The sequence below is a fragment of the Streptomyces zaomyceticus genome (genome assembly GCF_014656215.1).
GTDB lineage: Bacteria > Actinomycetota > Actinomycetes > Streptomycetales > Streptomycetaceae > Streptomyces > Streptomyces zaomyceticus.
This window is the reverse complement of sequence record NZ_BNBZ01000007.1, coordinates 206,791-232,815: the sequence shown is the minus strand read 5'-3', so window position 1 is coordinate 232,815 and position 26,025 is coordinate 206,791. Positions and strand designations below refer to the sequence as shown.

At 73.1% G+C, this 26,025-nt stretch carries 22 protein-coding genes; 12 read left to right on the top strand and 10 right to left on the bottom strand.

What is annotated here, in order from left to right; genetic code table 11:
* Positions 1-119: 119 nt before the first annotated feature.
* Entirely contained in the window at positions 120-1,046 is a 927-nt protein-coding gene (locus tag IE311_RS12855) for a cyclase family protein (protein WP_189831743.1), read from the bottom strand.
* A gap of 102 nt (positions 1,047-1,148) precedes the next feature.
* On the opposite strand from IE311_RS12855, the gene IE311_RS12850 reads away from it, so the two are divergent.
* From IE311_RS12850 to IE311_RS12840, 3 genes are read left to right on the top strand one after another with little or no spacing between them, the layout of a single operon-like run.
* Positions 1,149-2,171, top strand: coding sequence for an SDR family oxidoreductase (locus tag IE311_RS12850; protein WP_229901880.1), 1,023 nt, complete (start codon positions 1,149-1,151; stop codon positions 2,169-2,171).
* On the top strand, positions 2,168-3,217 hold the full coding sequence (locus tag IE311_RS12845) for a Zn-dependent alcohol dehydrogenase (protein WP_189831742.1): 1,050 nt from the start codon (positions 2,168-2,170) through the stop codon (positions 3,215-3,217). The genes IE311_RS12850 and IE311_RS12845 overlap by 4 nt, the downstream gene beginning before the upstream one ends.
* 55 nt (positions 3,218-3,272) lie before the next feature.
* Positions 3,273-4,535, top strand: a complete 1,263-nt coding sequence (locus IE311_RS12840) for an MFS transporter (protein WP_229901879.1) — start codon at positions 3,273-3,275, stop codon at positions 4,533-4,535.
* On the opposite strand, the gene IE311_RS12835 is transcribed toward IE311_RS12840, so the two are convergent.
* On the bottom strand, positions 4,445-5,509 hold the full coding sequence (locus tag IE311_RS12835) for a GlxA family transcriptional regulator (RefSeq protein ID WP_229901888.1): 1,065 nt from the start codon (positions 5,507-5,509) through the stop codon (positions 4,445-4,447). The genes IE311_RS12840 and IE311_RS12835 overlap by 91 nt on opposite strands.
* 100 nt (positions 5,510-5,609) lie before the next feature.
* On the opposite strand from IE311_RS12835, the gene IE311_RS12830 reads away from it, so the two are divergent.
* The 3 genes from IE311_RS12830 (at position 5,610) to IE311_RS12820 (ending at position 8,873) form a co-directional block, all read left to right on the top strand.
* Entirely contained in the window at positions 5,610-6,863 is a 1,254-nt protein-coding gene (locus IE311_RS12830; protein ID WP_189831805.1) for an MFS transporter, read from the top strand.
* A gap of 119 nt (positions 6,864-6,982) precedes the next feature.
* Positions 6,983-8,308 carry an MFS transporter gene (locus IE311_RS12825; protein WP_229901878.1) on the top strand — a complete coding sequence of 442 codons (1,326 nt, stop codon included), beginning with the start codon at positions 6,983-6,985 and terminating at the stop codon, positions 8,306-8,308.
* A 22-nt stretch (positions 8,309-8,330) separates the two neighbouring features.
* Positions 8,331-8,873: a hypothetical protein gene (locus IE311_RS12820; protein ID WP_189831740.1), complete on the top strand. Its 543-nt coding sequence runs from the start codon at positions 8,331-8,333 to the stop codon at positions 8,871-8,873.
* 214 nt (positions 8,874-9,087) lie between these two features.
* Here the strand turns inward: IE311_RS12820 and IE311_RS12815 are convergent, their stop codons facing one another.
* From IE311_RS12815 to IE311_RS12800, 4 genes are all read right to left on the bottom strand, one after another.
* Positions 9,088-9,669 carry a flavin reductase family protein gene (locus tag IE311_RS12815; RefSeq protein ID WP_189831804.1) on the bottom strand — a complete coding sequence of 194 codons (582 nt, stop codon included), beginning with the start codon at positions 9,667-9,669 and terminating at the stop codon, positions 9,088-9,090.
* A 107-nt stretch (positions 9,670-9,776) separates the two neighbouring features.
* Complete coding sequence (locus IE311_RS12810; RefSeq protein ID WP_189831739.1) at positions 9,777-11,927, bottom strand: hypothetical protein; 2,151 nt, start codon at positions 11,925-11,927, stop codon at positions 9,777-9,779.
* A 165-nt stretch (positions 11,928-12,092) separates the two neighbouring features.
* Positions 12,093-12,878 (bottom strand): enoyl-CoA hydratase/isomerase family protein, encoded by a 786-nt coding sequence (locus tag IE311_RS12805; protein ID WP_189831738.1) that lies wholly within the window; start codon positions 12,876-12,878, stop codon positions 12,093-12,095.
* Between the two features lie 11 nt (positions 12,879-12,889).
* A complete protein-coding gene (locus IE311_RS12800; protein WP_189831737.1) occupies positions 12,890-15,112 on the bottom strand; it encodes an acetate--CoA ligase family protein in 2,223 nt (740 codons plus the stop codon).
* A gap of 306 nt (positions 15,113-15,418) precedes the next feature.
* On the opposite strand from IE311_RS12800, the gene IE311_RS12795 reads away from it, so the two are divergent.
* Positions 15,419-17,152, top strand: coding sequence for a VCBS repeat-containing protein (locus IE311_RS12795; protein WP_189831736.1), 1,734 nt, complete (start codon positions 15,419-15,421; stop codon positions 17,150-17,152).
* Between the two features lie 90 nt (positions 17,153-17,242).
* Here IE311_RS12795 and IE311_RS12790 read toward each other — a convergent pair whose 3' ends face one another.
* Positions 17,243-18,421 carry a flavin-containing monooxygenase gene (locus IE311_RS12790; RefSeq protein WP_189831735.1) on the bottom strand — a complete coding sequence of 393 codons (1,179 nt, stop codon included), beginning with the start codon at positions 18,419-18,421 and terminating at the stop codon, positions 17,243-17,245.
* Between the two features lie 159 nt (positions 18,422-18,580).
* Between IE311_RS12790 and IE311_RS12785 the strand changes: the two genes are divergently transcribed.
* Both IE311_RS12785 and IE311_RS12780 read left to right on the top strand, forming a co-directional pair.
* On the top strand, positions 18,581-19,033 hold the full coding sequence (locus IE311_RS12785; protein WP_189831734.1) for a DoxX family membrane protein: 453 nt from the start codon (positions 18,581-18,583) through the stop codon (positions 19,031-19,033).
* 95 nt (positions 19,034-19,128) lie between these two features.
* Positions 19,129-19,521: a Zn-ribbon domain-containing OB-fold protein gene (locus tag IE311_RS12780; protein ID WP_189831803.1), complete on the top strand. Its 393-nt coding sequence runs from the start codon at positions 19,129-19,131 to the stop codon at positions 19,519-19,521.
* On the opposite strand, the gene IE311_RS12775 is transcribed toward IE311_RS12780, so the two are convergent.
* On the bottom strand, positions 19,510-21,483 hold the full coding sequence (locus IE311_RS12775) for a serine/threonine-protein kinase (RefSeq protein ID WP_229901877.1): 1,974 nt from the start codon (positions 21,481-21,483) through the stop codon (positions 19,510-19,512). The genes IE311_RS12780 and IE311_RS12775 overlap by 12 nt on opposite strands.
* 158 nt (positions 21,484-21,641) lie before the next feature.
* Between IE311_RS12775 and IE311_RS12770 the strand changes: the two genes are divergently transcribed.
* Positions 21,642-22,961, top strand: coding sequence for a hypothetical protein (locus tag IE311_RS12770; protein ID WP_189831733.1), 1,320 nt, complete (start codon positions 21,642-21,644; stop codon positions 22,959-22,961).
* A gap of 127 nt (positions 22,962-23,088) precedes the next feature.
* A complete protein-coding gene (locus IE311_RS12765; protein ID WP_189831732.1) occupies positions 23,089-24,393 on the top strand; it encodes a hypothetical protein in 1,305 nt (434 codons plus the stop codon).
* Positions 24,394-24,424: 31 nt separating this feature from the next.
* Here IE311_RS12765 and IE311_RS12760 read toward each other — a convergent pair whose 3' ends face one another.
* Positions 24,425-24,661, bottom strand: a complete 237-nt coding sequence (locus tag IE311_RS12760) for a DUF397 domain-containing protein (RefSeq protein WP_189831731.1) — start codon at positions 24,659-24,661, stop codon at positions 24,425-24,427.
* Positions 24,658-25,521 carry a helix-turn-helix domain-containing protein gene (locus IE311_RS12755; RefSeq protein ID WP_189831730.1) on the bottom strand — a complete coding sequence of 288 codons (864 nt, stop codon included), beginning with the start codon at positions 25,519-25,521 and terminating at the stop codon, positions 24,658-24,660. The genes IE311_RS12760 and IE311_RS12755 overlap by 4 nt, the downstream gene beginning before the upstream one ends.
* A 90-nt stretch (positions 25,522-25,611) precedes the next feature.
* Between IE311_RS12755 and IE311_RS12750 the strand changes: the two genes are divergently transcribed.
* Positions 25,612-26,022: an ATP-binding protein gene (locus IE311_RS12750; RefSeq protein WP_189831729.1), complete on the top strand. Its 411-nt coding sequence runs from the start codon at positions 25,612-25,614 to the stop codon at positions 26,020-26,022.
* Positions 26,023-26,025: the final 3 nt, after the last annotated feature.

Sequence of the window (26,025 nt, the reverse complement as noted above, 5' to 3'; positions counted from 1 at the left end):
GGGGTGTGCCCGGGCGCGGGTCCTCGGCGTGAGCGGGTCGTGGCCGGGTGGCGGCGGCCGTGCCGTGCTCGGGGCGCGCGCGAGCGCGCCGCCGCCCGTCGAACGTCCGGGGGTCCGGCTCAGAGGACGGCGACCGGTGCCACCGGTGTGCCCGTGGCGCCCACGAAGGGTTCGGGCATCGCCGAGAGCAGGAAGGCGTAGCGCCGTTCTTGTGCACAGGCTGTGGACAGTGATTCCAGATTCCAGTTCTGCCCCTGGAGCATCCCCATCTCGACCAGGTCGAGGGCGTGCACGGGCAGCCACAGGTCCTCGATCTCCGGGGGGAAGATCTCGAAGGTGAGGGTGTCGTTGGCGACGGCCGCGACGTCCCGGGCGTGGAACCACTCCGGCGTACGGACCGAAAGCCCCGGCGACGGGAACGCGTACCCGTGCCGGTCCCCGGCCGCGTACAGCTGCATCTGACCCGTCCGTACGAGCACGATGTCCCCCGGCCGTACGGTCACCCCGCCGAAGTCGGCCGCCTCGTCGAGATCCTCGGGGGTGACGGCGTGGTCGCCCGGCAGCCGGTCGAGGCCCTTGGCCGCCGCGACGTCGAGCAGGACCCCGCGGCTCACGAGGTGCCGGGCGGTGTGGATGCCGCTGAACTCGGAGCGGCCGTGCGGGGTGATGGTGGTGGCGGGGCGGCCGTTGTAGATGCGGCCCGAGTGCGAGACGTGCGTCAGGGCGTCCCAGTGGGTGCCGGCCTGGAGGCCGAAGGTCACGGCGTCGTCGCTGGTGGCGACGGTGCCGGGGCCGAAGAGCTCCTGGTTGATCTGCACCATGACGTGGAGCGGGTTGACCCGGCCGGGGATCATGCCGGTCTGGACGCCGTCCTGCTTGAGGTCGACGGCGAGCGGGACGCGGTGGCCGGTGCGGACGGTGGCGACGGCGTCCCGTACGACCTCGTCGGTGACGAGGTTGAGCGTGCCGATCTCGTCGTCCTGGCCCCAGCGGCCCCAGTTGTTGACGCGCTTGGCGATCTCGTGAAATGCGGCGGGCAGAGACATCGGGGGCCTCCGGGGTCTTGTGAACCGGTATCTGACGGACCGTAGAATCCTGACGACGAACGAATCTAACGGACCGTCAGAAACTGCGGGAAGGGGCTGGGCGTGGGGAACTTCTTGGCTGGCAAGGTCGTCGCCGTCACGGGCGCGGGACGGGGCATCGGCCGCGCCGTCGCCCTCGCGTGCGCGGCGGAGGGCGCGAAGGTCGTCGTCAACGACTACGGAGTCTCGATCGAGGGAGGCGAACCGACCTCCGAGATCGCCCTCTCCGTCGTGAAGGAGATCGAGGCGGGCGGCGGTACGGCGGTCGCCGTCGCCGACGACATCTCGACGATGGCGGGCGGGCAGCGGGTCGTCGACATCGCCCTCGCGGAGTACGGGCGCCTGGACGGGGTCGTGTGCGTGGCGGGCATCCTGCGCGAGCGGATGCTCTTCAACATGTCCGAGGAGGAGTGGGACCCGGTCGTCGCGACCCACCTCAAGGGCACGTTCACCGTCTTCCGGGCGGCGTCGGCCGTCATGCGGCGGCAGGGCACCGGCACGCTGATCGGCTTCACCAGCGGCAACCACCAGGGCTCCGTGGCGCAGGCCAACTACTCGGCGGCCAAGGGCGGCATCATCTCCCTCGTGCGGTCGGCGGCGCTCGGCCTCCACAAGTACGGGGTGACGGCCAACGCGGTGGCGCCGGTGGCGCGGACCCGGATGTCGGCGAACGTCCCGATGGAACTGAAGGAGATCGGCGAACCCGAGGACGTGGCGGCGCTCGTCGTCTACCTGCTCTCCGAGCGGGCCCGGGAGGAGCGGATCACGGGCCAGGTCTACACGATCGCCGGACCCAAGATCGCGGTCTGGGCCCAGCCCCGCGAACTCCGCGCCGGGTACGCGGAGGGCGGCGCGTGGACACCGGAGCGCATCGCCGACTTCCTGCCGGGGACGGTGGGGGTCGACCCGATGCCGATGCTGGCCCGCCTGGAGGAGATGGCCCGGGCCGCGGCGGCGGGAGACCGCCCCAACGCGGGGGCCGCTTCCGACGCGAGCGCCCGTCCCGATCCGGGTGCCGGTTCCGGCGCGGACGCACGTCCCGACGCGGGTGCCGCTTCCGACGCGAGCAGGGGGAACCGCTCATGAGAGGTGTGGTGTTCGACGGGAAGCAGGTCCGGGTCGTCGACGACCTGGAGGTGCGGGCGCCCGGCGCCGGCGAGGTGCTGGTGGGGATCGCTGCCGCCGGGCTGTGCCACAGCGATCTGTCCGTCGTCGACGGGACGATCCCGTTCCCCGTGCCGGTCGTCCTCGGCCACGAGGGCGCCGGCGTCGTCGAGGCCGTCGGGCCCGGCGTCACCCATGTCGCCCCCGGCGACCACGTCGCCCTGTCCACGCTCGCCAACTGCGGGGCCTGCCCCGACTGCGACCGCGGCCGGCCCACCATGTGCCGGAAGGCGATCGGCATGCCCGGGCAGCCGTTCTCCCGGGACGGCCGGCCCCTCTACCAGTTCGCCTCGAACTCCTCGTTCGCCGAGCGGACCGTCGTCAAGGCCGTCCAGGCGGTGAAGATCCCCGAGGACATCCCGCTCACCTCCGCCGCCCTCATGGGCTGCGGCGTCCTCACCGGCGTCGGCGCCGTCCTGAACCGGGCGAAGGTCGGCCGGGGCGAGACCGTCGTCGTCATCGGCACCGGCGGCATCGGGCTCAACGTCCTCCAGGGAGCCCGGATCGCGGGTGCGCTGACGATCGTGGCCGTGGACACGAACCCGGAGAAGGAGACGGTGGCCCGGCAGTTCGGCGCGAGCCACTTCCTGACCTCCACCGACGGGGTGCGGGAGATCCTCCCCACCGGCGCCGACCACGTCTTCGAGTGCGTCGGCCACACCGGGCTCGTCCGGACCGCCATCGACCTCCTCGACCGGCACGGTCAGGCGATCCTCCTCGGCATGACGGCCCCGAAGGCGGAGGCGGGTTTCCTGCCCGCCGCGATGTTCCTGGACAAGTCGATCCTGGGCTGCCGGTACGGCTCCTCCCGGCCGCAGCGGGACATCCCGCTCTACGCCGAGCTGTACCGCTCGGGCCGCCTCCTCCTCGACGAACTCGTCACCACCACCTACCCGGTGGAGGAGTTCGCGCGGGCGGTGGAGGACGCGGAGGCGGGCAAGGTCGCGCGGGGGGTGCTCACCTTCTGACCGCGGGGCGAAACGGGCTGGGCATCAGGGGCGTACGGCCGTTACGGTCCTGCGCATGTCCTACCGCGAGCTCGCCACCCGCCCCGTCCTCGTCTGGTCGGCCGTCACCGTCGCCGGGCGACTGCCCGTCGCCATGGCGCCGCTCGCGCTCGTGTTCCTGGTGCGGGAGCGGCCCGGCGGGTACTCGTTCGGGGCCGTGCTCGCCGCCGCGTACGTGATCGGGGAGATCGTCGCCGCACCCGTCCTCGGCCTGCGGATGAACGCCGAGCGGGCCCGGCCGCAGCTCGTGGCCGGACTCGCGGTGGGGGCGGCCGGGTTCACCGGGCTCGGCCTCCTGCCGGGCGCGCATCCGGTCGTCCTCGCCGTCCTCGCCCTGCTCGCGGGCGCCGGGCCCGCGGCCGTGCCCGGCGGGCTGCGGGCCCTGCTCACCAGCCTCGTCCCGGAGCGTGCGGTCACCCAGGCGATGAGCATGGAGTCCGTGCTGACCTTCGGCATCTGGGCCGCCGCGCCGGCCCTCGCCACCGGTCTCGCGCTCGGCGTCGACCCCGCCGTACCCCTGCTGCTCATGGGGGTGCTGATGGCCGTGTCCGTCCCCGGCCTGTGGGGGCTGCCGTCCGGCTGGCAGCAGACGGCGAAGGAGGACGGCACATCGCTGCGGCGGTCGCTGCTGCGGGCCTGGCCGGTGTACGTCCTGGGTGCGGCGAGCCTGACCCTGCTGGCGCTCGCCGAGCTGATCCTGCCCGCGCTCCTCGAACAGCGCGGGATCGGCATCGGCTGGGCAGGCCCCCTGCTCGCGGGGTTCTCGATCGGCTCGGCCGTCGGCGCGTTCGTGTACGGCCTGCGGGGGAACTGGCCGGGCCCGCTGGCCGTCCAGTCGCTCGTCCTGGTCCTCGCGGTGGCCTCGGGCGTCGCCCTGGTCGCCGTCCTGCCGTGGACGGCGGCGATCGCCGTGGCCCTGGTCGCCGCGGGGCTCCTCCAGGCCCCCGCCATGCTCACCCGGAACCTGGCCCTCAGGGAGCTGCTGCCGCCGTCCGCGCTCGCCGCCGGGTACTCGGTGATGTACGCGGCGGTCGGCGCCGGTTACGCGGCGAGCGGCACCCTGGCGGGCGGCCTGCTCGAGGTCGTGGCGCCGTCGACGGCGATCCTCTGCGGGGTGGGTCTGACCGTACTGCTCACGGCGGTCGGCGCGGTGGGGGAGTGGCGGCTCCTGGGGGAGCGGCCGAAGTCTCAGGAAGCGTCCCCCGAGGTCTCCGGGGCCCCCGACGCGGCCGACACGGCCGACGCCCCCGACGCGGCCGTGCGGAAGGTGCGCCGGTAGGACGTCGGCGTCACCCCGATCGCGCTCATCAGGTGCACCCGCAGCGACTGGGCCGTGCCGAAGCCCGCTTCCTGCGCGATCCGGTCGACGGGCAGGTCGGTGGACTCGAGGAGGTGGCGGGCGCGTTCGACGCGCTGCCGGGTGAGCCACTGGCCGGGGCTGATGCCGACCTCGTCACGGAAGCGGCGGGTGAACGTCCGTACGCTCATCGCCTCCTTCCCGGCCAGGTCCCGCAGCTGGATCGGCTCGTGGAGGCGGGCGAGCGCCCAGGCCCGCGCGGTCGTCGTGGTGTGGGTGCCGGCCTCCGGCAGGGGCCGCTCGATGTACTGGGCCTGGCCGCCGTCCCGGTGCGGCGGTACGACGGTCCTGCGGGCGACGTCGTTCGCGACGGCCGTGCCGTGGTCGCGGCGCACGATGTGCAGGCACAGATCGATCCCCGCGGCCACGCCCGCCGACGTGAGGACGTCGCCGTCGTCGACGAACAGGACGTCCGCGTCGACCCGGATCCGCGGGAAGAGCCGCTGGAAGTGCTCCGCCGAGGACCAGTGGGTGGTGGCCGGGCGCCCGTCGAGGAATCCGGCGGCGGCGAGCACGTACCCGCCGGTGCAGATGGAGACGAGCCGGGTGCCGGGCCGGATGTGGGCGAGGGCGGCGGCCAGCTCCTCGGTGAGCCGGCCCTCGTCGTAGACCGGGCCGAGCTCGTACGAGGCGGGGACGACGACGGTGTCGGCGGTGGCGAGGGCCTCCGGGCCGTGCTCGACGTGCACGGAGAAGTCGGCGTCGGTGGGGACGGGGCCGGCGACCGGGGCGCAGGTGACGATCTCGTACAGCAGTCGGCCCTCGGCGTCGCGGGCGCGGCCGAAGATGCGGTGCGGGATGCCCAGTTCGAAGGGGAGCAGGCCGGGCAGTGCGAGGACGGCGACGCGGTGCGGCGACCGCACGGTCGGCGCGGGGGGCGCGGACGGGGACGGCACGGGCGGGTGGGGTCGCGACGGCACGGGCGGTGCTCCCTCCTGAACTGCGGGGGTGGTCGGAAAATCACTGGTGGTCCAGACCACACGGGTGATAGGTCAGCTGTCCGTGACGGACAACACGTACAAGTCTGAGGCCGCCGAGCGGATTCCCGCCCCGGCCGAGCCGCCCGCACTGTGGAACCGTAACTTCCGGCTCTTCTTCGTCGCCCGGGGCGTCGCCGTCTTCGGCGAGGGCATGATGCCGGTCGCCTTCGCCGCCGGACTCCTCGGCGCCGGCCACTCCGGCGCGACCGTCGGCTACGCGCTCGGCGGCTGGACGGCCGCCTTCGCGCTCTTCGTGCTCTTCGGCGGCGTCCTCGCCGACCGGTTCACCGCCCGCCGCATGATGATCCTCGCCGATCTGCTGCGGCTGCCCGGAGCGGCCGTCCTCGCCGTCTCCTTCACGCTCGGCAGCCCGCCGCTGTGGGCGGTCTACTCCCTCTCCGTCCTCAGCGGTGTCGGCGCGGCCCTCTTCCAGCCGGGCGTCGCCTCCACCATCCCCCGCATCGCCCCCGACGTACAGCGCGCCAACGCCGTCCTGCGCGTCGTCGAAGCCCTCATGATCATGGCGGGCCCGGCCGTGGCGGGTGTGCTCGTCGCCCTCTGGAACGCCGGCGCGGCCTTCGCGGTCAACGGCACGACCTTCGCCGTCAGCGCCCTCTGCCTCGCCCTGATGCGGATCGCCCCGCTTCCCTCCGACTCCCTGCGGCGCGACTCCCTCGGTGCCGAACTGGCGGGCGGATGGCGCGAGTTCAGGTCCCGCACCTGGCTCTGGGGGGTCATCTCCATCTGGACGGTGTACGGGCTGACCGTCGCCGGGCCCATGGTGCCGCTCACCGCGAGCCTGGTCACCGGGGACCACGGCTCGGCCACGTACGGCGTGCTCATGGCCGTCAACGGCGCGGGCAGCGCCGTCGGTGGCCTGCTCGCCCTCCGGCTCCGCCCCCGCATGCCCCTCGCCGCGGGCGCGGTCGCGCTCCTCGGTCTCCCGGTCAACCTCACCCTCCTCGGCCTGGGCGCACCCGTGGCACTGCTCGGCGCGGGCCAGTTCATCGGCGGCGCGGCCTTCGCCTTCTGGCTGGTGATGTGGTCCACGGCCGTCCAGACCCATGTGCCGCAGGAGGCCCTGAACCGGATGCACGCGTACGACGTGGCCGGCTCGCTCCTGATGATGGGCGTCGGCCGCACCCTGTCGGGGCCGGTGGCGGCGGTGGTCGGCACGGAGGAGGTGCTGCTCACGGGGGCGGGCATCGCGGTGCTCGTGGTGGCCGCGCTGCTGACGGTGCGCCCGATCAGGACGCTGCCGAGGATGTAGCGGCTGGGCGGGCGCGGACAGACCCCTCCGTGTCCCGATCCGTTCCGTGTCCCGATCCGTTCGAAAGCTGTCGTTCGGGCCAATGGTCGGGCGGCGGGCGGACCGGGATGCTCGGTGGCATGGCCCAGACAACCGAGACGCCCGCCCGCACACCCGACGGCCCGGCCCCCCGCACCCCTCGCGCATCCCGTACGCCCCGCTTCCACCGCGCCTGGTTCGTCGCGGCGGTCACCTTCGTCACGATCATCGGCGCGGCGGCCTTCGCCTCCCTCCCGGGCCTGCTGATCGAGCCGCTGCACGACGAGTTCGACTGGTCGCGGGGCACGATCGGCTTCGCCGTCTCGGTGAACCTCGCCCTCTACGGCCTCACGGCCCCCTTCGCCGCCGCCCTCATGGACCGCTTCGGCATCCGCCGGGTCGTCGCCGTCGCCCTGACGATCATCTCCGTCGGCTCCCTCCTCACCGTGTGGATGACGGCCGCCTGGCAGCTCGTCCTCTTCTGGGGCGTCCTCGTCGGCCTCGGCAGCGGCTCCATGGCCCTCGCCTTCGCCGCGACCGTCACCAACCGCTGGTTCGTCGCCCGCCGGGGCCTGGTGACCGGCATCCTCACGGCCGCCGGCGCCTCCGGACAGCTCGTCTTCCTGCCGCTGCTCTCCTGGCTGGTCGAGCACCACGGCTGGCGCCCGGCGGCCGTGACCGTGGCGCTGGCCGCGCTCGCGGTCGTCCCCTTCGTGTGGCTGCTGCTCCGCGACCACCCGGCGGACGTCGGGCTCGCCCCGTACGGCGGGGAGTACGCGGAGAAGCCCGCCCCGGTCACGGGCGCGGCCCGCCGCGCGGTCACGGTCCTGTTCAAGGCGGCCCGCACCGGCCCCTTCTGGCTCCTCGCGGGCACCTTCGCGATCTGCGGCGCGTCCACGAACGGCCTGGTGAAGACCCACTTCGTACCGGCGGCCCACGACCACGGGATGCCGGTGACGGCGGCGGCCGGACTGCTCGCGGTCATCGGGGTCTTCGACGTCGTCGGCACGATCGCCTCGGGCTGGTTCACCGACCGTTTCGAGGCCCGCCGTCTCCTCGCGGTCTACTACGCGCTCCGCGGGGTCTCCCTGCTCTTCCTGCCGATGCTGCTCGCGCCGACCGTGCACCCGCCGATGCTGTTCTTCATCGTCTTCTACGGCCTGGACTGGGTGGCCACGGTGCCGCCGACGATCGCCCTGTGCCGCGAGCACTACGGCGAGGACTCGGCGATCGTCTTCGGCTGGGTCCTCGCCTCCCACCAGGTCGGCGCGGCGGTCGTCGCCTTCGCGGGCGGTGTGGCCCGTGACGTCTTCGGCTCGTACGACGTCGTCTGGTACGCCTCGGGCGCGCTGTGCGCGGCGGCGGCGCTGATGGCGCTGGTGATCAGGCGGACCCGGACCGAGCCGCTGCCGTCGGCGGGAGCATGATGATCACCGGGGGGTGATCGTGATGAGCGGTCCTGAGGCAGGTCCCGCGGAGGATCCCGGGAAGGTGCGCGGCGAGGGGCGTACGACCCTCCGGATGCTGTGGGCCTCGATGCTGGCGCTGGCCCTGGAGGCGGCGCTGGCACTGCTCCTGCTCGCGCTGTTCGGGGACGCGGGGCAGCCGGAGCCGGGGGAGGAGCGCGTCAGCGCGCTGACTCTCGTCGCGCTCCCGTTCCTGATGGTGCCGGCGCTGATTCCGGCCGTCGTGGTCTCCGCGTTCCTCGTCCTGCCGGCCGTGCTCCTCGGCGAGCGGCTGACGCGCCGGCTGGGCGGGCGCGCGACGGGCTGGCAGCTGCTGCTCTCGACCGCGGCCGGGGCCCTGGCGTGGCCGCTCTTCCGCGGGCCCGGCTGGCTGGTGGGCACGGTGTGCCTGGCCGTGGCGGTCCTCGTCACGCGCCACGCGCGGCGGGGCTACTTCGTGGGGCTGCTGGTGTGGGGCACGGTCGTCGTCCTGACCGTGTACCTCCTCGGCGTGGCGGGCCTGCTCACGGGCGTCATCGAAGCCTGAGCCAGGCGCCCGTCCGCCGAACCGGGGGCGTCCTCGCCGCCCGAGACCCCCTAGGCCGTCTCTTCCGGATCTTGCCTGGCCCGCGCCGCCCGGCACCGCACCTCGCCGCGTTGTCGGGACACCCGAGTACATCCAGTACACGGGTGCCCCTCCGCCTTGCGATGTACGGCACCGGACGACGTGGGCCTGACCGGCAAGATCCGAAAGAGACGACCTAGTCGCTGAACCGCCCGAATCTCCCCCGGTGGAACAGCAGCGGGTCCCCGTGCTCGGTCGCGTCGAGTGCCTCCACCCGGCCCACCACGATCAGGTGGTCGCCCCCGGTGTGGACGGCGGTGATCGCGCAGTCCAGCCAGGCGGGGGCGGCGGGCAGTCGGGGGGAGCCCGTGGCCGGGGCCGGAACCCAGTCCACGCCCGCGAACTTGTCCGCGCCGCTCACGGCGAAGGACCGGCACAGCGGGCCCTGGTCGTCCCCGAGGATGTTGACGCAGAAGGTGCCCGCGCCCGCGATCCGGGGCCAGGTCGTCGAGGTGCGGGCGACCATGAAGGCGACCAGGGGCGGGTCGAGGGAGAGGGAGGCGAAGGACTGGCAGGCGAACCCGGCCGGTCCTTCCGCGTCGAGGGCGGTCACGATCGTGACCCCGCTCGCGAAGTGGCCGAGGACGCGGCGGAATTCGGCCGGGTCGACCGGCGGTCGCTCGTCCTCCCGTACCGCGCGCAGTACCGGCCTGGGCAGTGGTTCGACGGCCGTCGGCGAACCGGCCGCTCTCAGGTGTCGGACGACGGTGGCCGCCATCCCCGCGTGTCCCATCACATCACCCATTGAAACTGACGATCCGTCAGATAGGAAGCCCCCGGGGCGACGGACCGACCGCCGCCCCGGGGGCACGTGAGCACGAGGGATCAGCCGGCGACGGCCCCCGTCGACCGGGTCCAGGCGACCCCCGCCGTGTGGCCGGTCCGGTAGGCGGTCACCCTGACGGTGATCCGCGTCCCGCGCTGCGCCGCGGCGGGCGTGAACGAGGTCTTCGTGGCCCCGCTGATCGCCCGCCCGTTCGCGTACCACTGGTAGGCGTACGAGGTCGGCGCCGGAGTCCACGTCCCCCGGTTCAGGGTGAGCGTCCGCCCGACCTTGACCGTGCCCGTGAGGTACGGGGCCGTGGTCGCCTTCGGCGCGAGGCCCGCGGCGACCGTGTACCCGATCGTCGTGTGGGTCCCGCTCAGGTGCCCGGTGCGGTGGGCCGTCACGGTCACGGTGAGCTTCTTGCCGACGACGGACGCGGGGACGACATACGTCGAACCGGTCGCGCCCGTGATCGCCACACCGTTCGCCCGCCACTGGTAGGCGTAGGAGGTCGGCGCGGGCGACCAGCTGCCGACCACGGCCGTCATCCTGTTCCCGACCCGGGTGGCGCCGGACATGTACGGCACCTTGGTGGGCTTGGGCGCGAGGCCCTTCACCACCACGGACCCGCTGACCGCCGTGACGACCGGGTGCCCGGCCTTGTGGGCGGTCACGGCCACGGACAGCTGCTTGCCGAGGAGCGTCGACGGCGGCGTGTACGCGGCTGTCGTGGCTCCCGCGACGGCGACGCCGCCGGACCGCCACTGGTACGTGTACGTGTCGGCGGCGGGCGTCCAGGTCCCGGTGTTCGCCGTCACCCTGCCACCGACGACGGCGGTGCCGGTGACGGTGGGGGCGGCGGTGGCGCGGATCGGGGCGACGACGGTGACCCGGCCGCGCCGGTACGTGTCCCCGTCGTGCGTGACCACGCTCAGGTCCAGCGCCGTGCGCGGCGCGTTCGTCAGGTCCAGCGCGACGTCCATGCTCCGGCGGTCGGGCGCCACGGAGACCGTCGTCGACCGGGCGCGGTAGCCGCTGCCGGAGACCTCGACGACGTCCTTCTCGTGCAGGGCCGCACCGGTGACCCTCATCGTGACCTTTCCGGCGCCCACGGTGCCGGGGGTGACGGCGGTGACGGCGGGGGTCACGGTGCCGCAGAGCAGCGGGCAGTAGGCCGTGGCCCGCACCTCGACGGGTGCCTGCGGGGGAACCGACGGCAGTCCGATCACGAGGGTGGTGGGCCGGGCCCCGTACTCACCGTCCTCGGCCGGCACCTTGCACTGGTGGTAACCGCTGCCGCGCAGGGGATAGCAGGCGTTCTGTCGGGTCACCCCGTCGTACAGCCAGGGGGTCGGCGACTTGTGGAGCTCCTGCTCCGGCGCGAACGACAGGTTCAGCCAGTCGTTCGCGGCCGTGGGGAGCACCGCGCAGAGGGTGGGCCGCTGCTCGGACAGCGTGCTCGTGAGCGGTCCGAAGCCGTAGGTGACGTCCGGGACCTTCCCGCACTCCGGCGCGGGGCCGGCGGCGGTGCCGATACGGACGGCGTCCAGGCGGTAGACGGGGGCGGTGGGGTCGCCGTTCCCGACGTGGACGATCGCCCGGTAGGTGGTGGAGCCGGTGACGGCGCAGCCGGCGCCCGCGTTCTCGCAGGCGACCTCGCCGTCGGCGTCGTAGACCGCGAAGCCGTTCGCGAGACCGGCCGAGGTGTAGCGGGCGTACAGGTGCAGGGTGTCCCGGGCGTCGGCCGTGGTCACCCGGTGGCAGACGTAGTCGTCGGACGAGGCCGGTACGCCTTCGGCGGACGGGGTGCCGACCTTGCCGGCCGGGGTGTCGACACAGCCGTGCGCGGTGGCGGTGACGTCCCGGCGGACGAGGGTCTGGTCCCAGGGCACGTCTCCCGGGACGAGGACCGTGTACGCCTCGCCGGGTGTCAGGGAGCAGCCCTCCGGGGAGCCTCCCCAATCGGCGAACTCGCAGACCGTCGTGCCGCTCTCGTCGAGCACGCTGAAGCCGTAGGAGGGGTCGATCAGCGTGGAGGTGAGCAGCTCGCGGGTGGAGTGGCCGTCCGCCGGGATCGTGAGGCAGGTGGCGGGGCCGCCGGCCGGCAGGGTCACCCCGGCCGGGTTCGCGCCGAAGTCGCCGGCGGGGAAGGGCAGACAGTCGTCCTGGGCGGCGGGCGCCGCCGCCAGTGCCGTGCCCGCCGGGAGCATCGGGCCCAGCAGTGCGGTGAGCAGGGCGGGAACCAGAAGAAGGGATCTTCCGGATCTTCGGGATCTTGTGCGCGAAAGCGCGGAGTTGAGCATTCCGTTCCCCCCGGAGCGGCAGTGTGTGGCATATGCGCGACACACCCTAGGGCCCCGGTGCGACAGCCTCCGCTACCGCCCCTCGTACCGCGCCTCCCGCCGTTCCACGAAGCTCGCCACGCCCTCCCGGGCGTCCCGTGTCGTCATGTTGATCTCCTGGGCCGCGGCCTCCGCCGCGAACGCGGTCGCGCGGTCCGTGTCCAGGGACGAGTTCACCAGCTGCTTCGTGAGGGCCAGGGCGCGGGTGGGGCCCTGGGCGAGGCGTTCCGCCCACTCCCGGGCCGTCTTCTCCAGGTCCTCCGGCGGGACGACCCGGTTCACCAGGCCCAGCTCCCGGGCCTCCGCCGCCCGCACCGCGTCCCCGAAGAACATCAGCTCCTTCGCCCGCTGCGGCCCGATCAGCCGGGGGAGGAGGTAGGCCCCGCCGCCGTCCGGGACGAGCCCACGGCGCACGAACACCTCGATGAACCGGGCCGATTCCGACGCCAGGACCAGGTCGCACGCGAAGGCGAGGTGCGCGCCGATGCCCGCCGCCGTTCCGTTCACCGCCGCGATCACCGGCTTCTCACAGTCCAGTACGGCTCCGACGAACCGCTGGGCCCCGCGCCGGATCGTGCGCGCCACGTCCCCGGGGACCTGGTCGCCGAGCGACGGCGCGCCCCGCAGGTCGGCCCCCGCGCAGAAGCCCCGGCCGGTGGCCGTCACCACCACCGCCCGGACGTCCGGGTCGGCGGAGGCCTCGTCGAGCAGCGCGATGATCCGTTCCCGCTGGTCCCAGGTGACCGCGTTCATCGCCTCGGGGCGGTTGAGGGTGATCCACGAGACGCCGTTCTCGACGGTGTGCAGTACATCGGCCATGACGAGTCTCCTCAGCGGCAGACCGCCAGCGCGTCCAGGGCCACCGCGCCCTGACCGCGCGGCAGCACCATCAGCGGGTTGATGTCGAGTTCGGCGAGGTCGCCGTCGAGTTCGAGGGCCATCCGCTGCACCCGCAACACGACCTCGACGAGCGCGTCCACGTCGGCCGGCGGGGCGCCCCGCACCCCGTCGAGGAGGGCCCGGCCGCGCAGTTCGGCGAGCATCGACCGGGCCTCGCGCTCCCCGAAGGGCGGGACGCGTACGGCCGTGTCGTTCAGGACCTCCACCAGGACCCCGCCGAGGCCGACGGTGACCGTCGGGCCGAACAGCTCGTCGCGGGTCACGCCCACCACCATCTCGACCCCCCGGCCGACCATCTGGCAGACCAGGATGCCGTCGAGGTCGATCGACTCGAAGCGGGCGATGTCGGTGAGTTCGCGGTACGCGTCCCGGACCTGGCTCGCCGAGGTCAGCCCGACCTTCACCAGGCCCAGTTCCGTCTTGTGGGCGAGCTGCGCGCCCGAGGCCTTCATCACCACCGGGTAGCCGACGAGTCCGGCGGCCCGGACGGCCGCCGCCGCGCTGGTGACGAGCTGCTCGCGCGGCACCCGTATCCCGTACGCCCGCAGGAGCTGCTTCGCCGCGTGCTCGCTGAGCCGCCGGCCGGGCCGCATGAGGGCCTGGGCCTTGCGGAAGGACGGGGAGGGGGTGCGGGGTGCCTCGTCGAAGGGTGAGCGGTAGCCGGTGGTGAAGCGGTGGTGGTCGAGGTAGGCCTTCACGGCCCCGATGCAGTTGGCGAAGGTGCGGAAGGTGGCGACGCGCGAGGAGCCGAGAAGGGTCGTGCGGTAGGCGTCCTCGGTGCCGACGGGGGAGCCCCACACCACGCAGACCAGTTTGTCCGTCGCCTCGGCCGCCTCCACCAGGTCCTGGGCGAGCTTGTCGCTCATGGGAGGGAAGGGGCCGGTGATGGGACAGATGAGGACGCCGACGGAGGGGTCGGCGAGGATCGCGTCGATGATCTTCCGGCCGCGCCAGTCGCCCACCGGGTGGCCGCCGTTGTCGACGGGGTTGGAGACGCTCAGGTACTCCGGTATCCACTGGTGGAGTTCGTCCTGCTTGGCCGCCGGGAGGGTGGGGAGCGCGAGCCCCGCGGCCGTGGCCAGGTCGGCGAAGTGGGCTCCCGTACCACCGGAGATCGAGTACACGACGACGCCGTCGGCGTGCGGGCGGCGGGCGCGGGCGAGCAGGGTGGCGGTGTCCTGGAGCTGGTCGAGCCCGTCGACGCGGATCACCCCGTACTGGCGCATGGCGGCGTCGACGACCTGGTCGGCGCCGGTGAGCTTGCCGGTGTGGGAGGCGGCGGTACGGGCCCCGGTCTCGGTGCGGCCGACCTTCACGGCGACGACGGGGACTCCGTGACGGGCGGCCCGGTCGGCGGCGAGGAGGAAGGAGCGGCCGTCCTTGAGCCCTTCCACGTAACAGGCGATGGCTCCGACCTCGGGCCGTCCGGCGAAGTACGAGATGAAGTCGGAGGTCTCCAGGTCGGCCTCGTTGCCGGTGGGTGCCCAGTGGGAGAGGCGGACGCCGAGCTCCTGGAGGGTGAAGACGGGCCGTCCCTGGTGGCCGGACTGGGTGATGAGGGCGACGGCGGGGCCTTCGAGGTCCTCGCGGAAGCGCTCGAAGGCGTTGAGGTTGGTGTTGGGGCCGAGGAGGCGGATTCCGGAGCGGCGTACGGCGGCGGCGAGACGTTCCTGCGCGGCGGCTCCGGCCTCGCCGGTCTCGGCGAAGCCGGAGGCGAAGGCGACCGCGAACCTGACCTTGGTCTCGGCGAGCTGCTCGATGACGGGCAGCGGGTCGGCGACGAGGAGGACGGCGAGGTCGACGGGTTCGGTCAGCGCGCCGACGGAGGGTACGCAGTCGATCCCGAACACGCTGGTACGGGTGGGGTGGACGGGCACGAGCCGGGCCCCGACCCGCTCGGCCCAGGCGATCAGCTGCCGGGTGATCCCGGTGTTGGGCCGGCCCTCGGCGTCGGAGGCGCCGACGACGGCGACGGACTCGGGCCGGAAGAACCGGTCGAGGTCGGGGACGGGGGCGTGCAGCGGGCGCCCGCTGACGTCCTGGTCGCCGGGGGCGGCGGTGACGCCGTGCACGGTCGTGCGGGGCGACTCCCCGCAGGCGACCACGCGGGCGCGGAGATCGGTGGTGAAGGTGCCGTGAGTCGATCCAAGCATGTGTTCCGCCCGCCCTTCACCCATCCGTATACAGCTGACGCTCAGTCAGATTACAGAACTGACGGCCAGTCAGGAATGGGTGTGCGCGGGGAAGCGTGATCGGTCCTGTGCGGAGGAGTGCGGGGCGGTGCGATCGAGCCCGGGGATTCCGTACAACCATTCGGGTCACCGGGCTGTCTCACCCCCCGGACGGCACGAGTGGCACGCGCTCCGCGAGCGACATGAGCGACACGAGCGACACGATCGCTACGGGAGATGCGAGCGACCGCGGCCGGCCGCCTCCGACGAATTGCCCTGGGGGGACCTTTGAACCGCACCACCCGCACCACCCGCACCACCCGCACCCCGGGCCGCCGCCGTGCCCTCGGCACGGCGCTGGCCGTCCTCGCCTCCTCCGCCGCGCTCGCGGCGACCGGGGCGACCCCGGCCCAGGCCGCCGAGGGCGCGCCGAAGCCCCGGGTGGTCTTCACCGAGTACAAGGACGTCGACGGCGTCCGCCACAGCAGCATCGTCACGGTCAACACCGACGGCAGCGACCGCCGCGTGCTGGTGCCCACCGGCGGGGGGCTGACGGCCCCGGCCGTGGCCGCGATCTCCGGCGTCGCCTTCTCGCCCGACGGTCTGCGCATGACCTTCCTCACCGGCAGCGCCCTCTGGGTCGCGGACGCCGACGGCGGGAACGCCCGCCTGGTCCGCAAGAGCCTCATGGAACCCGATGTCCGGCCCGACAGCCTCGACTGGACCGCCGACGGCCGCCAGGTCGTCGTGAGCTACGTGCCCGCGGCCGGGTCCGACGACAGCACCCACGAGCGTCTCTCCGTCTATCGCGTCGACATCGCGAGCGGCGAAGTCCAGAGCGCCCTCCCCCTCTCCTTCAGCGGGGCCTCTCAGGCCGACGTGGCCTGGAACGGGAAGATCGCCTTCACGAAGGGCTGGAGGACCGAGTCCAAGGTCTACCTCTGGGACCCGCGCGTCGGAGACGAGCCGAAGCTCGTCGCCGAGGGCGTGAACCCGAGGTTCTCGCCGGACGGCGAGCAGATCTCCTACGCGGGCTTCGGAGCGGGACCCGCCCGCGCCCACGTCCTCGACGGCGGCCGCGATTACGAGCTGCCCACGGGCGAGGGCGGAGGGTTCGGTGCCGAGTGGTCCCCGGACGGCAGCCGGATCGCGTACGTCACCGGCGCGCAGGCGGTCGTCGGCAGCGCCACCGGGCCCCACGACGCGCACACGGTCCTCTCGACGCCCGGCACCCGTGTCGACGACATCTCCTGGATCGCCCCGCGCGGCTGGAGCCCCCGCGGCACCTTCCGTCACGACTTCACCGGCGACGGCCGCCCCGACGTCCTCGCCGTGGACGCCGCCGGTGTCCTCTGGCGCTACGACGGGAACGGCGCGGGCGGCCTGAAGGCCCGGGTCAAGATCGGGTGGGGCTGGACCGGGTACCGCTTCACGGTGGCCGGCGACCTCAGCGCGGACGGCATCCCCGACGTGGTCGCCCAGGACACCGCGGGCAACCTCTGGCGGGTCGACGGGAACGGGGCCGGCGGGCTCCGGGCGAAGGTGAAGATCGGCTGGGGCTGGCAGGGGCTGACGCTGTCCGGCGCGGGTGACCTCGACACCGGCGACCTCCCGGCCGACGGATTCTCGGACCTCCTCGCCCTCGACGGCAAGGGCGACCTGTGGGTGTACGGCGGGGACGGCCGCGGCGGTCTCAAGCCGCGCGTCAACCAGGGCATCCTGTACCAGGGCTACCGGGTGACCGGCGTGGGTGCCCTCTCCGGGACGGGCGACCAGTCCTACCTCGGACAGAAGTACGACGGCGAACTGCGCCGCTACGAAAACGGCACCCTGGAGAAGATCGGCTGGGGTTGGAAGGACCTGACCCTGACCGGCGTCGGCGACCTCGGCAACGACGGCACGCCGGACGTCCTCGCCCGTGACACCGCCGGTGTCCTGTGGCGGTACGACGGTGACGGCGCGGGCGGCCTGAAGACGCGCGTGAAGATCGGCTGGGGCTGGCAGGGCCTCACCACGTTCTGATCCGGACCCCTCGGATCGGCAGGCGTCCCGTCCCCACTCCCCTGGGGGGCGGGACGCCGTCGTCATCTCGCGCCCGCCCTCGCCCCCGACTCAGCCCGGCATCGCCCCCGACTTCGCCGTACGCGCGATCCGCCGCGCGATCCTCTCCGCGTCGATCGCCAGTTCACGGAGCATTCCGCTGATCGGGTTGGTGAACCCGGTGAAATAGAGGCCCTGGGCCTCGCGCGGGCAACGCGCCCCGTGCACCACCGGACGGCCGCGCCCGTCGAGCACGTCCAGGTGTCCGACCAGTGGTTCCAGGGCGCGCCGGTAGCCGGTCGCCGCGATCACCGCGTCCGGGGCGATCCGGGTGCCGTCCGCGAGGATCACCTCGCCGTCCTCGAAGGCCTCCACGGCGCCGACGATCTCGACCTTCCCCGCCCGCACGGCCGCGATCAGTCCCACGTCCTGCACGGGCACGGCGCCCTCCCGCATGCGCGTCGCGAGGCCGGTGTCCGGCCGGGGCAGTCCGTACGCGGTGAGGTCCGGCGTCCCGACCCGGGCCATCACGGCGCCCATCCGGTCCACGAGGGCCCTGGGCAGGCGGCGGACCAGGATGCCGGTGCGCTGTGCGGGCCAGCCGGCCGTCGTGCGCTTCACGATGTGCGGGGCCGTGCGCACCGCGAGCCGGACCCGCTTCGCGCCGCCGTCGGCGAGGTCGGCGGCGATCTCGGCGCCGGTGTTGCCGATGCCGACGACGAGGACGTCCTTCCCGGCGTACGCCTCCGGGTTGCGGTAGGTCCGGGCGTGGCTCAGCTCGCCCTCGTACGTGTCGCGGCCGGGCCATTCGGGCAGCCGCGGGGTGTGGTTGAAGCCGGTGGCCACGACGACCGCGCTGCCGACGAGCCGGCGTCCGCCGGTCGCGTGCAGGACCCAGTCCGCCCCGGACCGCTCGACGCGGAAGACCTCGACGCCGGTCACGATCTCCAGCTCGTGCTTCTCGGCGTACTTCTCCAGGTAGCGGACCACGTCGGCGCGGGCGACCCAGCGCCCGAACGAGCGGGGGATCTTCAGGCCGGGGAGGGCGGAGAGCCGCCGGGTGGTGTGCAGCCGGAGCCGGTCGTAGTGGGCGCGCCAAGAGGCGCCGACGGCGTCGGACTTCTCCAGGACGACGGCGCGGACGCCCCGATCGCGCAGGGCGGCGGCGACCGCGAGCCCGCCGGGGCCTCCCCCGATGACGTACACGGGGTGGTCGGGTTGTGGAGAGTGTGCAAGGGGGGTGGTGGCCATGAATGCTGAGCGTAATGACGTGTACACGTAGTGGGTCTCGACCGGGCGGGATTTCGGTTGCGAATCGGTCACGTGCGCCGACCCCTTGCGCTCGGCGTCCGGGCTGCGCTGAACTGACGTACCGTCAGATCCAGCTTCAGCCCGCCGAAGGGGGCGCGCATGCAGACCGTCTGGCTCACCGGCGCCGAATGGCTCGCCGTCCTCCGCATCGGCCTCGGCCTGTGGTGGCTGGAGAGCTGGCGCCACAAGGACAGGAAGGGCTGGTTCGAGCGCGGCACGGGCATCGCCTGGGCCGCCGACGTCGCCGGCAAGCACAAGTGGCCGCCGGTCAAGAAGGGCTTCGACGCGGTCGTCGCACCGCGCCCCCGACTCATGGCGTACGTCGTGGTCTACGCCGAACTCGCCCTGGGCCTCGGCCTGGTCGTCGGCCTCCTGACCCCCGTCGCCCTGATCGGCGGCCTGCTCCTCAACCTTCTCTACCTCGTCCTCATGATCCACGACTGGGCCGAGCAGGGGCAGAACGCGATGATGGCGCTCATCTCCCTCGTGGCGCTCTTCGCGATGTCCTGGCAGACCTGGTCCCTCGACCACGCGATCGGACTCTTCCTGTGACGGCGACCCCGGCGACCCCGGCCACCCCGGCGACTCCGGCGAGTCCGGTCACCCCGGCCACCGCCGCCACCCCGGCCACCGCCGCCACCCCGGACATCGACGCCTTCACCCGCCCGTACTGGGACGCGGCGGCCGAAGGGCGGCTCCTCGTCCGCCGTTGCGCGGCCTGCGACCGTGTCCACCACTATCCGCGCGAGTTCTGCCCGCACTGCTGGAGCGAGGACGTGGGCTGGGAGCGGGCGAGCGGCCGGGCCACCCTCTACACCTGGTCGGTCGTCCACCGGAACGACCTCCCGCCCTTCGGCGAGCGGGTCCCGTACGTGGCGGCGGTCGTCGATCTCGCCGAGGGGCCGCGCATGATGACCGAGGTCGTGCGCGTGCCGGAGGGCGACCTCCGGATCGGGATGGAGCTGGAGGTCGCCTTCCGGCGGGACGGGGACGTGACGGTGCCGGTGTTCGGGCTGCCGTCGGCGGGCTCAGAGGGCTGAGATGTTCCGCCACACCTGACTGCTCTCGGCGCCGCCGCAGGTGTAGGTCGTCACGAACGACCCGGCCGACAGGCACTTTCCGTCACTCATGTTCTTGATGGTCCGCCCGGCGGACGTCGAGGAGAGGACCTTCCAGGACTGCGGGGAGGAGCCGTTGCACGCGACGACGGTGACGCTCATGTTGCCGCCCGGCTGGAGGCAGCGTCCGCTCGTCCTGTTGATCAGGCGGAAGGTGCCGTTCGCTCCGGGGGAGTAGGTCCAGGCGTACCAGTACGTGCCGTTCCCCTGGGAGCCGCACGCGGCGGAGGTGACGAGGGGGCCGAAGCCTCCGTCGAACTCCGCCATGCAGTTGCCGGTGGACCCGTTCTCCAGGGAGTACGTCCCCGAGGGCGCCGAACCCCCGCCGCCGCTCGTCGGCGGAGGCGCGGGCTTCCCGGTCGTCTGCGTGGGTCGGGGCTGCGCGGGCGGACGGGTCGTCGTGCCGCCGCCGGAGGGGGTGGTGGGGTCGGACCCACCGCCGGACCCGCTGCCGGAATCGCTGCCGGACCCGCCGCCCCCGGGCTGCGTGCCGGTGCCGCCCGCGTCACCGCCGCCACCGCCGTTCGCGGGCGGGAGGGGCGCGCCGGGCGAGGAGCCCGGCGGCTTCGACGAGGGGGGCTTGGAGCCGGGCGGGGTCTTGGCGGAGGGCGACCCGGGCGATGCCGACGACGGCGGTACGGCCGCCGGCTGCGAGGCGACCACGGACGGCGACGAGGAGGTGTCCGGCGCGGCGCCGAGACGGCCGATCTCGTACGGGCCGAGGGCGACGGTCAGGGTGGTGCCCGTCGCCACGACGACGGGCACGGCCAGCATGACGAAACGGTTCCGCCGCTTCTCGCGGCGGGGAGCGGCCGAGCCGGTGACGGCGAGCGGATCGGGCGAGGCGGTCGCGGGCTCCGCCGCCTTCGCCTGCGGAGTCAGGGACGCCGTGGCGACGTCCTCGGCGGGCTCGGCCTTCGCCAGCTCCGCCAGGTGCTCCGCCGAGGGCGCCTCGGCGGCGAAGCCGGCCCGCTCGGCTATCCGTTCGCCGACGGCGGCGGGCCAGAGCACGCCCTCGGCACGGGCTGAGGCCCGCTCCACCAGCTCCGCGGCGGTCGGACGGTCGTCCGGGTCCTTGGCGAGGCAGCTCCGGAGAAGCCCGGCGAGCTCCGGCTCGGTCTCCGTGAGCCGGCCGAAGTCCGGCTCGCCGTGGACGACCCGGTAGAGCAGGTCGGGGCCGGAGCCGTCGCCGAACGGCGGCCGCCCGTTCGCCGCGTACAACAGGAGGCTGCCGAGGGCGAAGACATCGGCGGCGCCGGTCAGCCCGCGGTCGGCGACGGCCTGCTCGGGGGCCATGTAGGCGGGGGTGCCGATGACCATGCCGGTCTTGGTGAGACGGCTCTGGTCGGCGGCGCGGGCCACGCCGAAGTCGATGAGGGAGAGACCCGAGGAGGTGAGCATGACGTTGGACGGCTTGAGGTCGCGGTGCACCATGTCGGCGCCGTGGACGACACCCAGCCCGGCGGCGGCCTCGCGCAGCAGCCGCCAGAGAGCCTCACCGGGCAGCGGGCCGCCGTGCAGGCGGACGGCCTCGTTCAGGGTGATCCCCGGGATGAACTCGGTCGCGAACCACGGGGGCTTCGCCGTCCGGTCGCTGGCGAGGAGCTTGGTGTTGGCGCCGGCGGGCAGCCGGGCGAGGTTGTCCAGCTCGTGGCCGAAGTGGCGGAGGAAGTCCACGTCCTCGGCGAGCATCGGCAGCACCCGCTTCACCGCCGCGAACTTCCCCGGCACGGCGCCGAGATAGACCCTCCCCATGCCGCCCGACCCGAGCACACCGAGAAGCCTGAACGCCCCGATCTGCCGGGGGTCGCCCGACTCCAGCGGCATGGCCCCGCTGCCGCTCAGACTGCCCGGACTGGAGTTGTCTTTCGGTTCCCCCTGCATGGGCGACACAGTATCCGAGCCTCATTTCGAACTGAACGGTGGTCAAGTGCCTGGCTCCGCAGCGGGGTTGAGATCCATGACCGTCCCGGTGCAACCCTCCGGGCCCTTCGGAGGTCAAACGCGTGAACCGCTGGCCGAACGAACCCAAGGGGAGACAAGTGGCACATGCGCGACGCGTGGCCGTGGCGATCGTGGTGGCTCTGGCCGCCGGAGTCGCGCCTGCCGCACCGGCCGGGGCGACGGCGGTCGCCGCCACCCCGCCCCCGACGGCCGGGGCGACGGCCGGGGAGACGACGGAGACCGGGACGGTCGTCCAGGAGGGCGGCCCGCTGGTGGTGCCCTCGGGCGAGGAGGTGGTGACCACCCGTGTCACCGTCACCCTTCCGGAGGGCGCGAGCGGCCCCGTGAAGGCGCGGCTCCTCCTGCCGCTCACCTGGGAGTTCGCGGGTGACGCGTGGGACTTCCACGAGGACGTCAAGGCGACCTGCTCGGTCGACGGCGGCGCCTTCCAGCCCTGCGACTGGCTGCAGCCCGCCGAGGGGGCCAACCACGGCCCCTACGTCGCCACGCTGCCCGCCGTCGAGGCCGCGACCACCCATACCTACGACATCCGCATCGAGTCCGGTATCGGCGCGCGCCGGTACGGGGATGTCCACGGCACTCTCGAAGTCGGCGCGGGCGGTGCCCCCGACCTCGCGAGCGGGCCCGTGGTCTTCCGGTTCGCCCGGAACACCCCGGCCGCCCCCCTGCGGACGACGGTGCTGGCCCGCGACACGGCGGGTGTGCTCTGGCAGTACGAGAGCACCGGCCTCCACGAGAAGCCCCTCACGTCGCGGGCGCGGATCGGCGGCGGCTGGAACGCCTACACGTCGATCACGTCCGTCGGTGAGCGGACCGCGTCGGGCGAGGGCGACCTCGTGGCCCGGGACAAGGCCGGGGTCCTCTGGTTCTACGAGGGCTCCGGGAACCCGGCCGCCCCCTTCAAGCCGCGCGTGCGCGTCGGCGGCGGCTGGAACGTGTACACCGCGATCAGCTCCCGTGGGTGGGAAGGCCTCATGGCCCGGGACAAGGCCGGGGTCCTCTGGTACTACCCGCCGAGCTCCGGGTCGCCCTCGGCCCCCTTCCGGCCGCGTGAGGCGGTCGACGGCAACTGGAACGCCTACAGCACCCTCGTGGGCCGGACTCTCGGCGGCGGGATCGTGGCGCGCGACACGGCCGGAGTGCTCTGGTCGCACCGGGAGGCCTGGCAGAACGTGGGATTCATGTCGAGGACGCGCCTGGGCGGTGGATGGAACGCCTACGACCGCATCACCTACGCCCGGAACCTCGCCGGCTCCAAGAGCGGGGACTACCTCGCCCGCGACAAGGCGGGCCACCTCTGGTTCTACGAGGGCCTCCAGCGCGACGGCAACCTCGTCCCGTCCCCGACCCGCAGGGAGATCGGCTGGGGCTGGGGCATCTACGACATGATCCTCTGACCTCGCGGCGGTCGGACCGACGCCGGCACACAACCCTCGGGGCCGGTCGACGGTCCAAGAGGTGACCCGGACGTCCGGGGAGCGGCTCCCGCTCCCCGTCGCGTCCCAAGACTCCTGGGGGAGATTCGTGGCAGGAAAGCGTGTGACCCTGGCGATCGCGACGGCCCTCGCCGTCGGCGTCGCGCCCGCGGCGCTGGGCGGGACGGCGGCCGTCGCCGCGCCCCTGACGGCCGTCGCGGCGACGGGGACCGCGACGGTCGTCCAGGAGGGCGGCCCGCTGGTGGTGCCCTCCGGTGAGGAAGGTGCGGTGACGACCCGGATCAGGGTCACGCTCCCGGCGGGCCTCACCGGCCCCGTCAAGGCGCGGCTGCTCCTGCCGAACCCGACCTGGGACCTTCCCGACTTCGACACACCCGCCTACGAGCCCGTCACCCCGACCTGTTCCGTCAACGGCGGGGCCTTCTGGCCCTGCCCGTGGGACAGCCCGGGCAACGAGGTCCTGTTCCCCGTCACCGCGGCCGGCTCGACCCTCACCTACGACGTCCGGGTAGACGCCGACACCCGCGCCGCGGTGATGGGAAAGCTGGCGGCCACCCTCGAAGTGACCGACGCGACCGGGGCCGTCATCGGCAGCGGAACCGTCGCCTTCCACTTCACCAGGGGCACCCCCGAGAACCACCGGCGGACCACGGTCCTCGGCCGCGACAGGGCGGGTGTGCTCTGGCAGTACGAGAGCACGGGCCGCGCCGACAAGCCCCTCAAGGCCCGCGAGCGCATCGGTGGCGGCTGGAACGCCTACACCTCGATCACGACCCTCACGCAGCGGACGGCGGCGGGCGAGGGCGACCTCGTGGCCCGGGACAAGGCCGGTGTCCTCTGGCTCTACAAGGGCTCCGGGAACCCGGACGCCCCCTTCGAATCACGCGTGCGCGTCGGCGGCGGCTGGAACGTGTACACGGCGATCACCAGCCGTGGCGGCGGCCTCGTGGCCCGCGACAAGGCGGGCGTGCTCTGGTGGTACAACGCCACCCACCACGACGCCCCCCGGGTGCCCTTCGAGCCGCGCCAGAACATCGGCGGTGGCTGGAACTCCTACACCGCCCTCGTGGGGAGCTGGACCGATCTCACCGCCGTGGCGCGCGACCGGGCCGGCGTGCTCTGGTCGTACGGCTTCAACACCCCGCCGCCGGGCTTCGACCCCAAGTACGCGCCTCGCGTGCGGGTGGGCGGCGGCTGGAACGTCTACGACCGCATCGCGACCGCGGGGCAGCTCAGCGGCTCCCCCGTCAACGACTTCCTCGCCCGCGACACACAGGGCCGCCTCTGGCTCTACGAAGGCTTCGACCGCGACTACGATCTCGGCGCCGTCGTCCCGACGTCGACCCGCAGGCAGATCGGTCACGGCTGGGGCATCTACGACACGATCCTCTGACCCGGCGGCCCCGCCGTCGAGGGCCGCGACGCTACGCCGCGTCCACGAACGCGGCCCAGGCGGCGGGGGTGACGGCGAACTGCGGGCCGTGGGGGTCCTTGGAGTCCCGGACGTGGACGGCGGAGGGGTGGGCGGCGACCTCGACGCAGTTGCCGCCTTCGGGGCCGCTGTAGCTGGACTTGCGCCAGTCGTAGGCGACTTCGATGCACTCGCCGCCTTCCGCGCTGCTATAGCTGCTCTTGAACCAGGCCAGATCCGCAGTGTTCATCGTTCTCCCAGCAGTTTTTCGAGCCATGTGAGCGACTCTTGTTGCGCGAGCGCCTGCGCCCGGATGATGCCATAGCGCTCGGTGTACTGACGGACCTCCTCCGGGTCCGTGATGAGCCGGGGATGCCCGTAGATCTCGGTGTACGCCGCCTCCCGTCGGCCCTTGGGCGTGAGCAGAGTGAAAGCGCCGTCCAGGTAGGGGTGTTCGTAACCGTCCAGAGGCATGATCTGGAAGTCGACCGTCCGCCGCCGGGCCACGTCCAGGATTCGCCGCAACTGCTCGCGGTGGATCTCCGGTCCGCCGAACGGCCGGAGCAGAACGGCTGCCTCCAAGACGAAGCTGATCGTCGGTGCGGGCCACTTGTCGAACAGCACCTGGCGGGAGATCTGGTCGGCCACCCGCTTCTCGATGGTCGCCTCGTCCAGCATCGGACGGCGGTCTCTGAAGAGCGACAGCGCGTAAGAGGGCGTCTGGAGAACGCCCGGTACCGCCTGCACCGCGTAGTAGTGCAGCGCCACCGCCTCCGCCTCGGCCCTCGCGAAACTCCGGAACCAGTCCGGATGCCGTACCCGCGCTCGCGCCAGCGCCTCCCGTACGTCGTCCACCGCCGCGATCAGAACCCCTCCCGCTCGCAGCACCGGGTCCACTCTGATCAGGAAGTCCGGCTGTGGCGTCCGTACGCCCCGCTCGATCGAGGAGATCAAGTCCTCGCTGCAGTGGGTGATCTCCGCCAGTTCCGTCTGGCTCAGACCCGCGTTCTTGCGCAGGACCTTGATGATCTTCCCGAGCGCACGGAAGAGGTGCGCCGTCCCGTCCACCTCGGACGGCCGTTCCGGCCGATCCGCTTCATTCCCCGACATCCGTACCGCCCTCTTGGCGCACCCGTACAGTGACTCAGCGTCGTCGCGTCCCTGCTGGTCAGCGTAGGGCGGGGGCTTCAGGCTCGGGGCATGAAGTCCGAAACCTCCACCCCAACCGGTGAGTTCACGCTCCGGCTCTCGTCCACGCGCCGGGGCGCACGTCTGGCGCGGTTACTCGCCGTGCAGCAGCTCCACGACTGGGGCGTGACCGGCTCCCCGGCCGAGGCCGTCGAACTGGTCGTCGCCGAACTCGCCGCCAACGCGGTCCGTCACGGTCGGGTGCCCGGCCGGGACTTCGAGGTGCGGATGGAGCGGGGCGAGGACCACGTAAGGATCGAGCTGTCCGACGCGCGCGGCGAACGGCGGCCCGTGCCGGTCGGGAGACCGGACGAGGGCGGCTACGGGCTGCTGCTCGTGGCCGCCCTCGCGACGGCGTGGGGCGTGAAGGACCGGTGCGTCGGCAAGACGGTCTGGGCGACCGTCCCGCTGACGCCTCGCTGACCC

Excerpts from the sequence above, each read along its gene's own strand:
- IE311_RS12855 (WP_189831743.1), bottom strand. The coding sequence starts at position 1,046 with ATGTCTCTGCCCGCCGCATTTCACGAGATCGCCAAGCGCGTCAACAAC.
- IE311_RS12845 (WP_189831742.1), top strand. The coding sequence starts at position 2,168 with ATGAGAGGTGTGGTGTTCGACGGGAAGCAGGTCCGGGTCGTCGACGAC.
- IE311_RS12840 (WP_229901879.1), top strand. The coding sequence starts at position 3,273 with ATGTCCTACCGCGAGCTCGCCACCCGCCCCGTCCTCGTCTGGTCGGCC.
- IE311_RS12825 (WP_229901878.1), top strand. The coding sequence starts at position 6,983 with ATGGCCCAGACAACCGAGACGCCCGCCCGCACACCCGACGGCCCGGCC.
- IE311_RS12820 (WP_189831740.1), top strand. The coding sequence starts at position 8,331 with ATGAGCGGTCCTGAGGCAGGTCCCGCGGAGGATCCCGGGAAGGTGCGC.
- IE311_RS12815 (WP_189831804.1), bottom strand. The coding sequence starts at position 9,669 with ATGGCGGCCACCGTCGTCCGACACCTGAGAGCGGCCGGTTCGCCGACG.
- IE311_RS12810 (WP_189831739.1), bottom strand. The coding sequence starts at position 11,927 with ATGCTCCCGGCGGGCACGGCACTGGCGGCGGCGCCCGCCGCCCAGGAC.
- IE311_RS12805 (WP_189831738.1), bottom strand. The coding sequence starts at position 12,878 with ATGGCCGATGTACTGCACACCGTCGAGAACGGCGTCTCGTGGATCACC.
- IE311_RS12800 (WP_189831737.1), bottom strand. The coding sequence starts at position 15,112 with ATGCTTGGATCGACTCACGGCACCTTCACCACCGATCTCCGCGCCCGC.
- IE311_RS12790 (WP_189831735.1), bottom strand. The coding sequence starts at position 18,421 with ATGGCCACCACCCCCCTTGCACACTCTCCACAACCCGACCACCCCGTG.
- IE311_RS12785 (WP_189831734.1), top strand. The coding sequence starts at position 18,581 with ATGCAGACCGTCTGGCTCACCGGCGCCGAATGGCTCGCCGTCCTCCGC.
- IE311_RS12775 (WP_229901877.1), bottom strand. The coding sequence starts at position 21,483 with ATGCAGGGGGAACCGAAAGACAACTCCAGTCCGGGCAGTCTGAGCGGC.
- IE311_RS12760 (WP_189831731.1), bottom strand. The coding sequence starts at position 24,661 with ATGAACACTGCGGATCTGGCCTGGTTCAAGAGCAGCTATAGCAGCGCG.
- IE311_RS12755 (WP_189831730.1), bottom strand. The coding sequence starts at position 25,521 with ATGTCGGGGAATGAAGCGGATCGGCCGGAACGGCCGTCCGAGGTGGAC.
- IE311_RS12750 (WP_189831729.1), top strand. The coding sequence starts at position 25,612 with ATGAAGTCCGAAACCTCCACCCCAACCGGTGAGTTCACGCTCCGGCTC.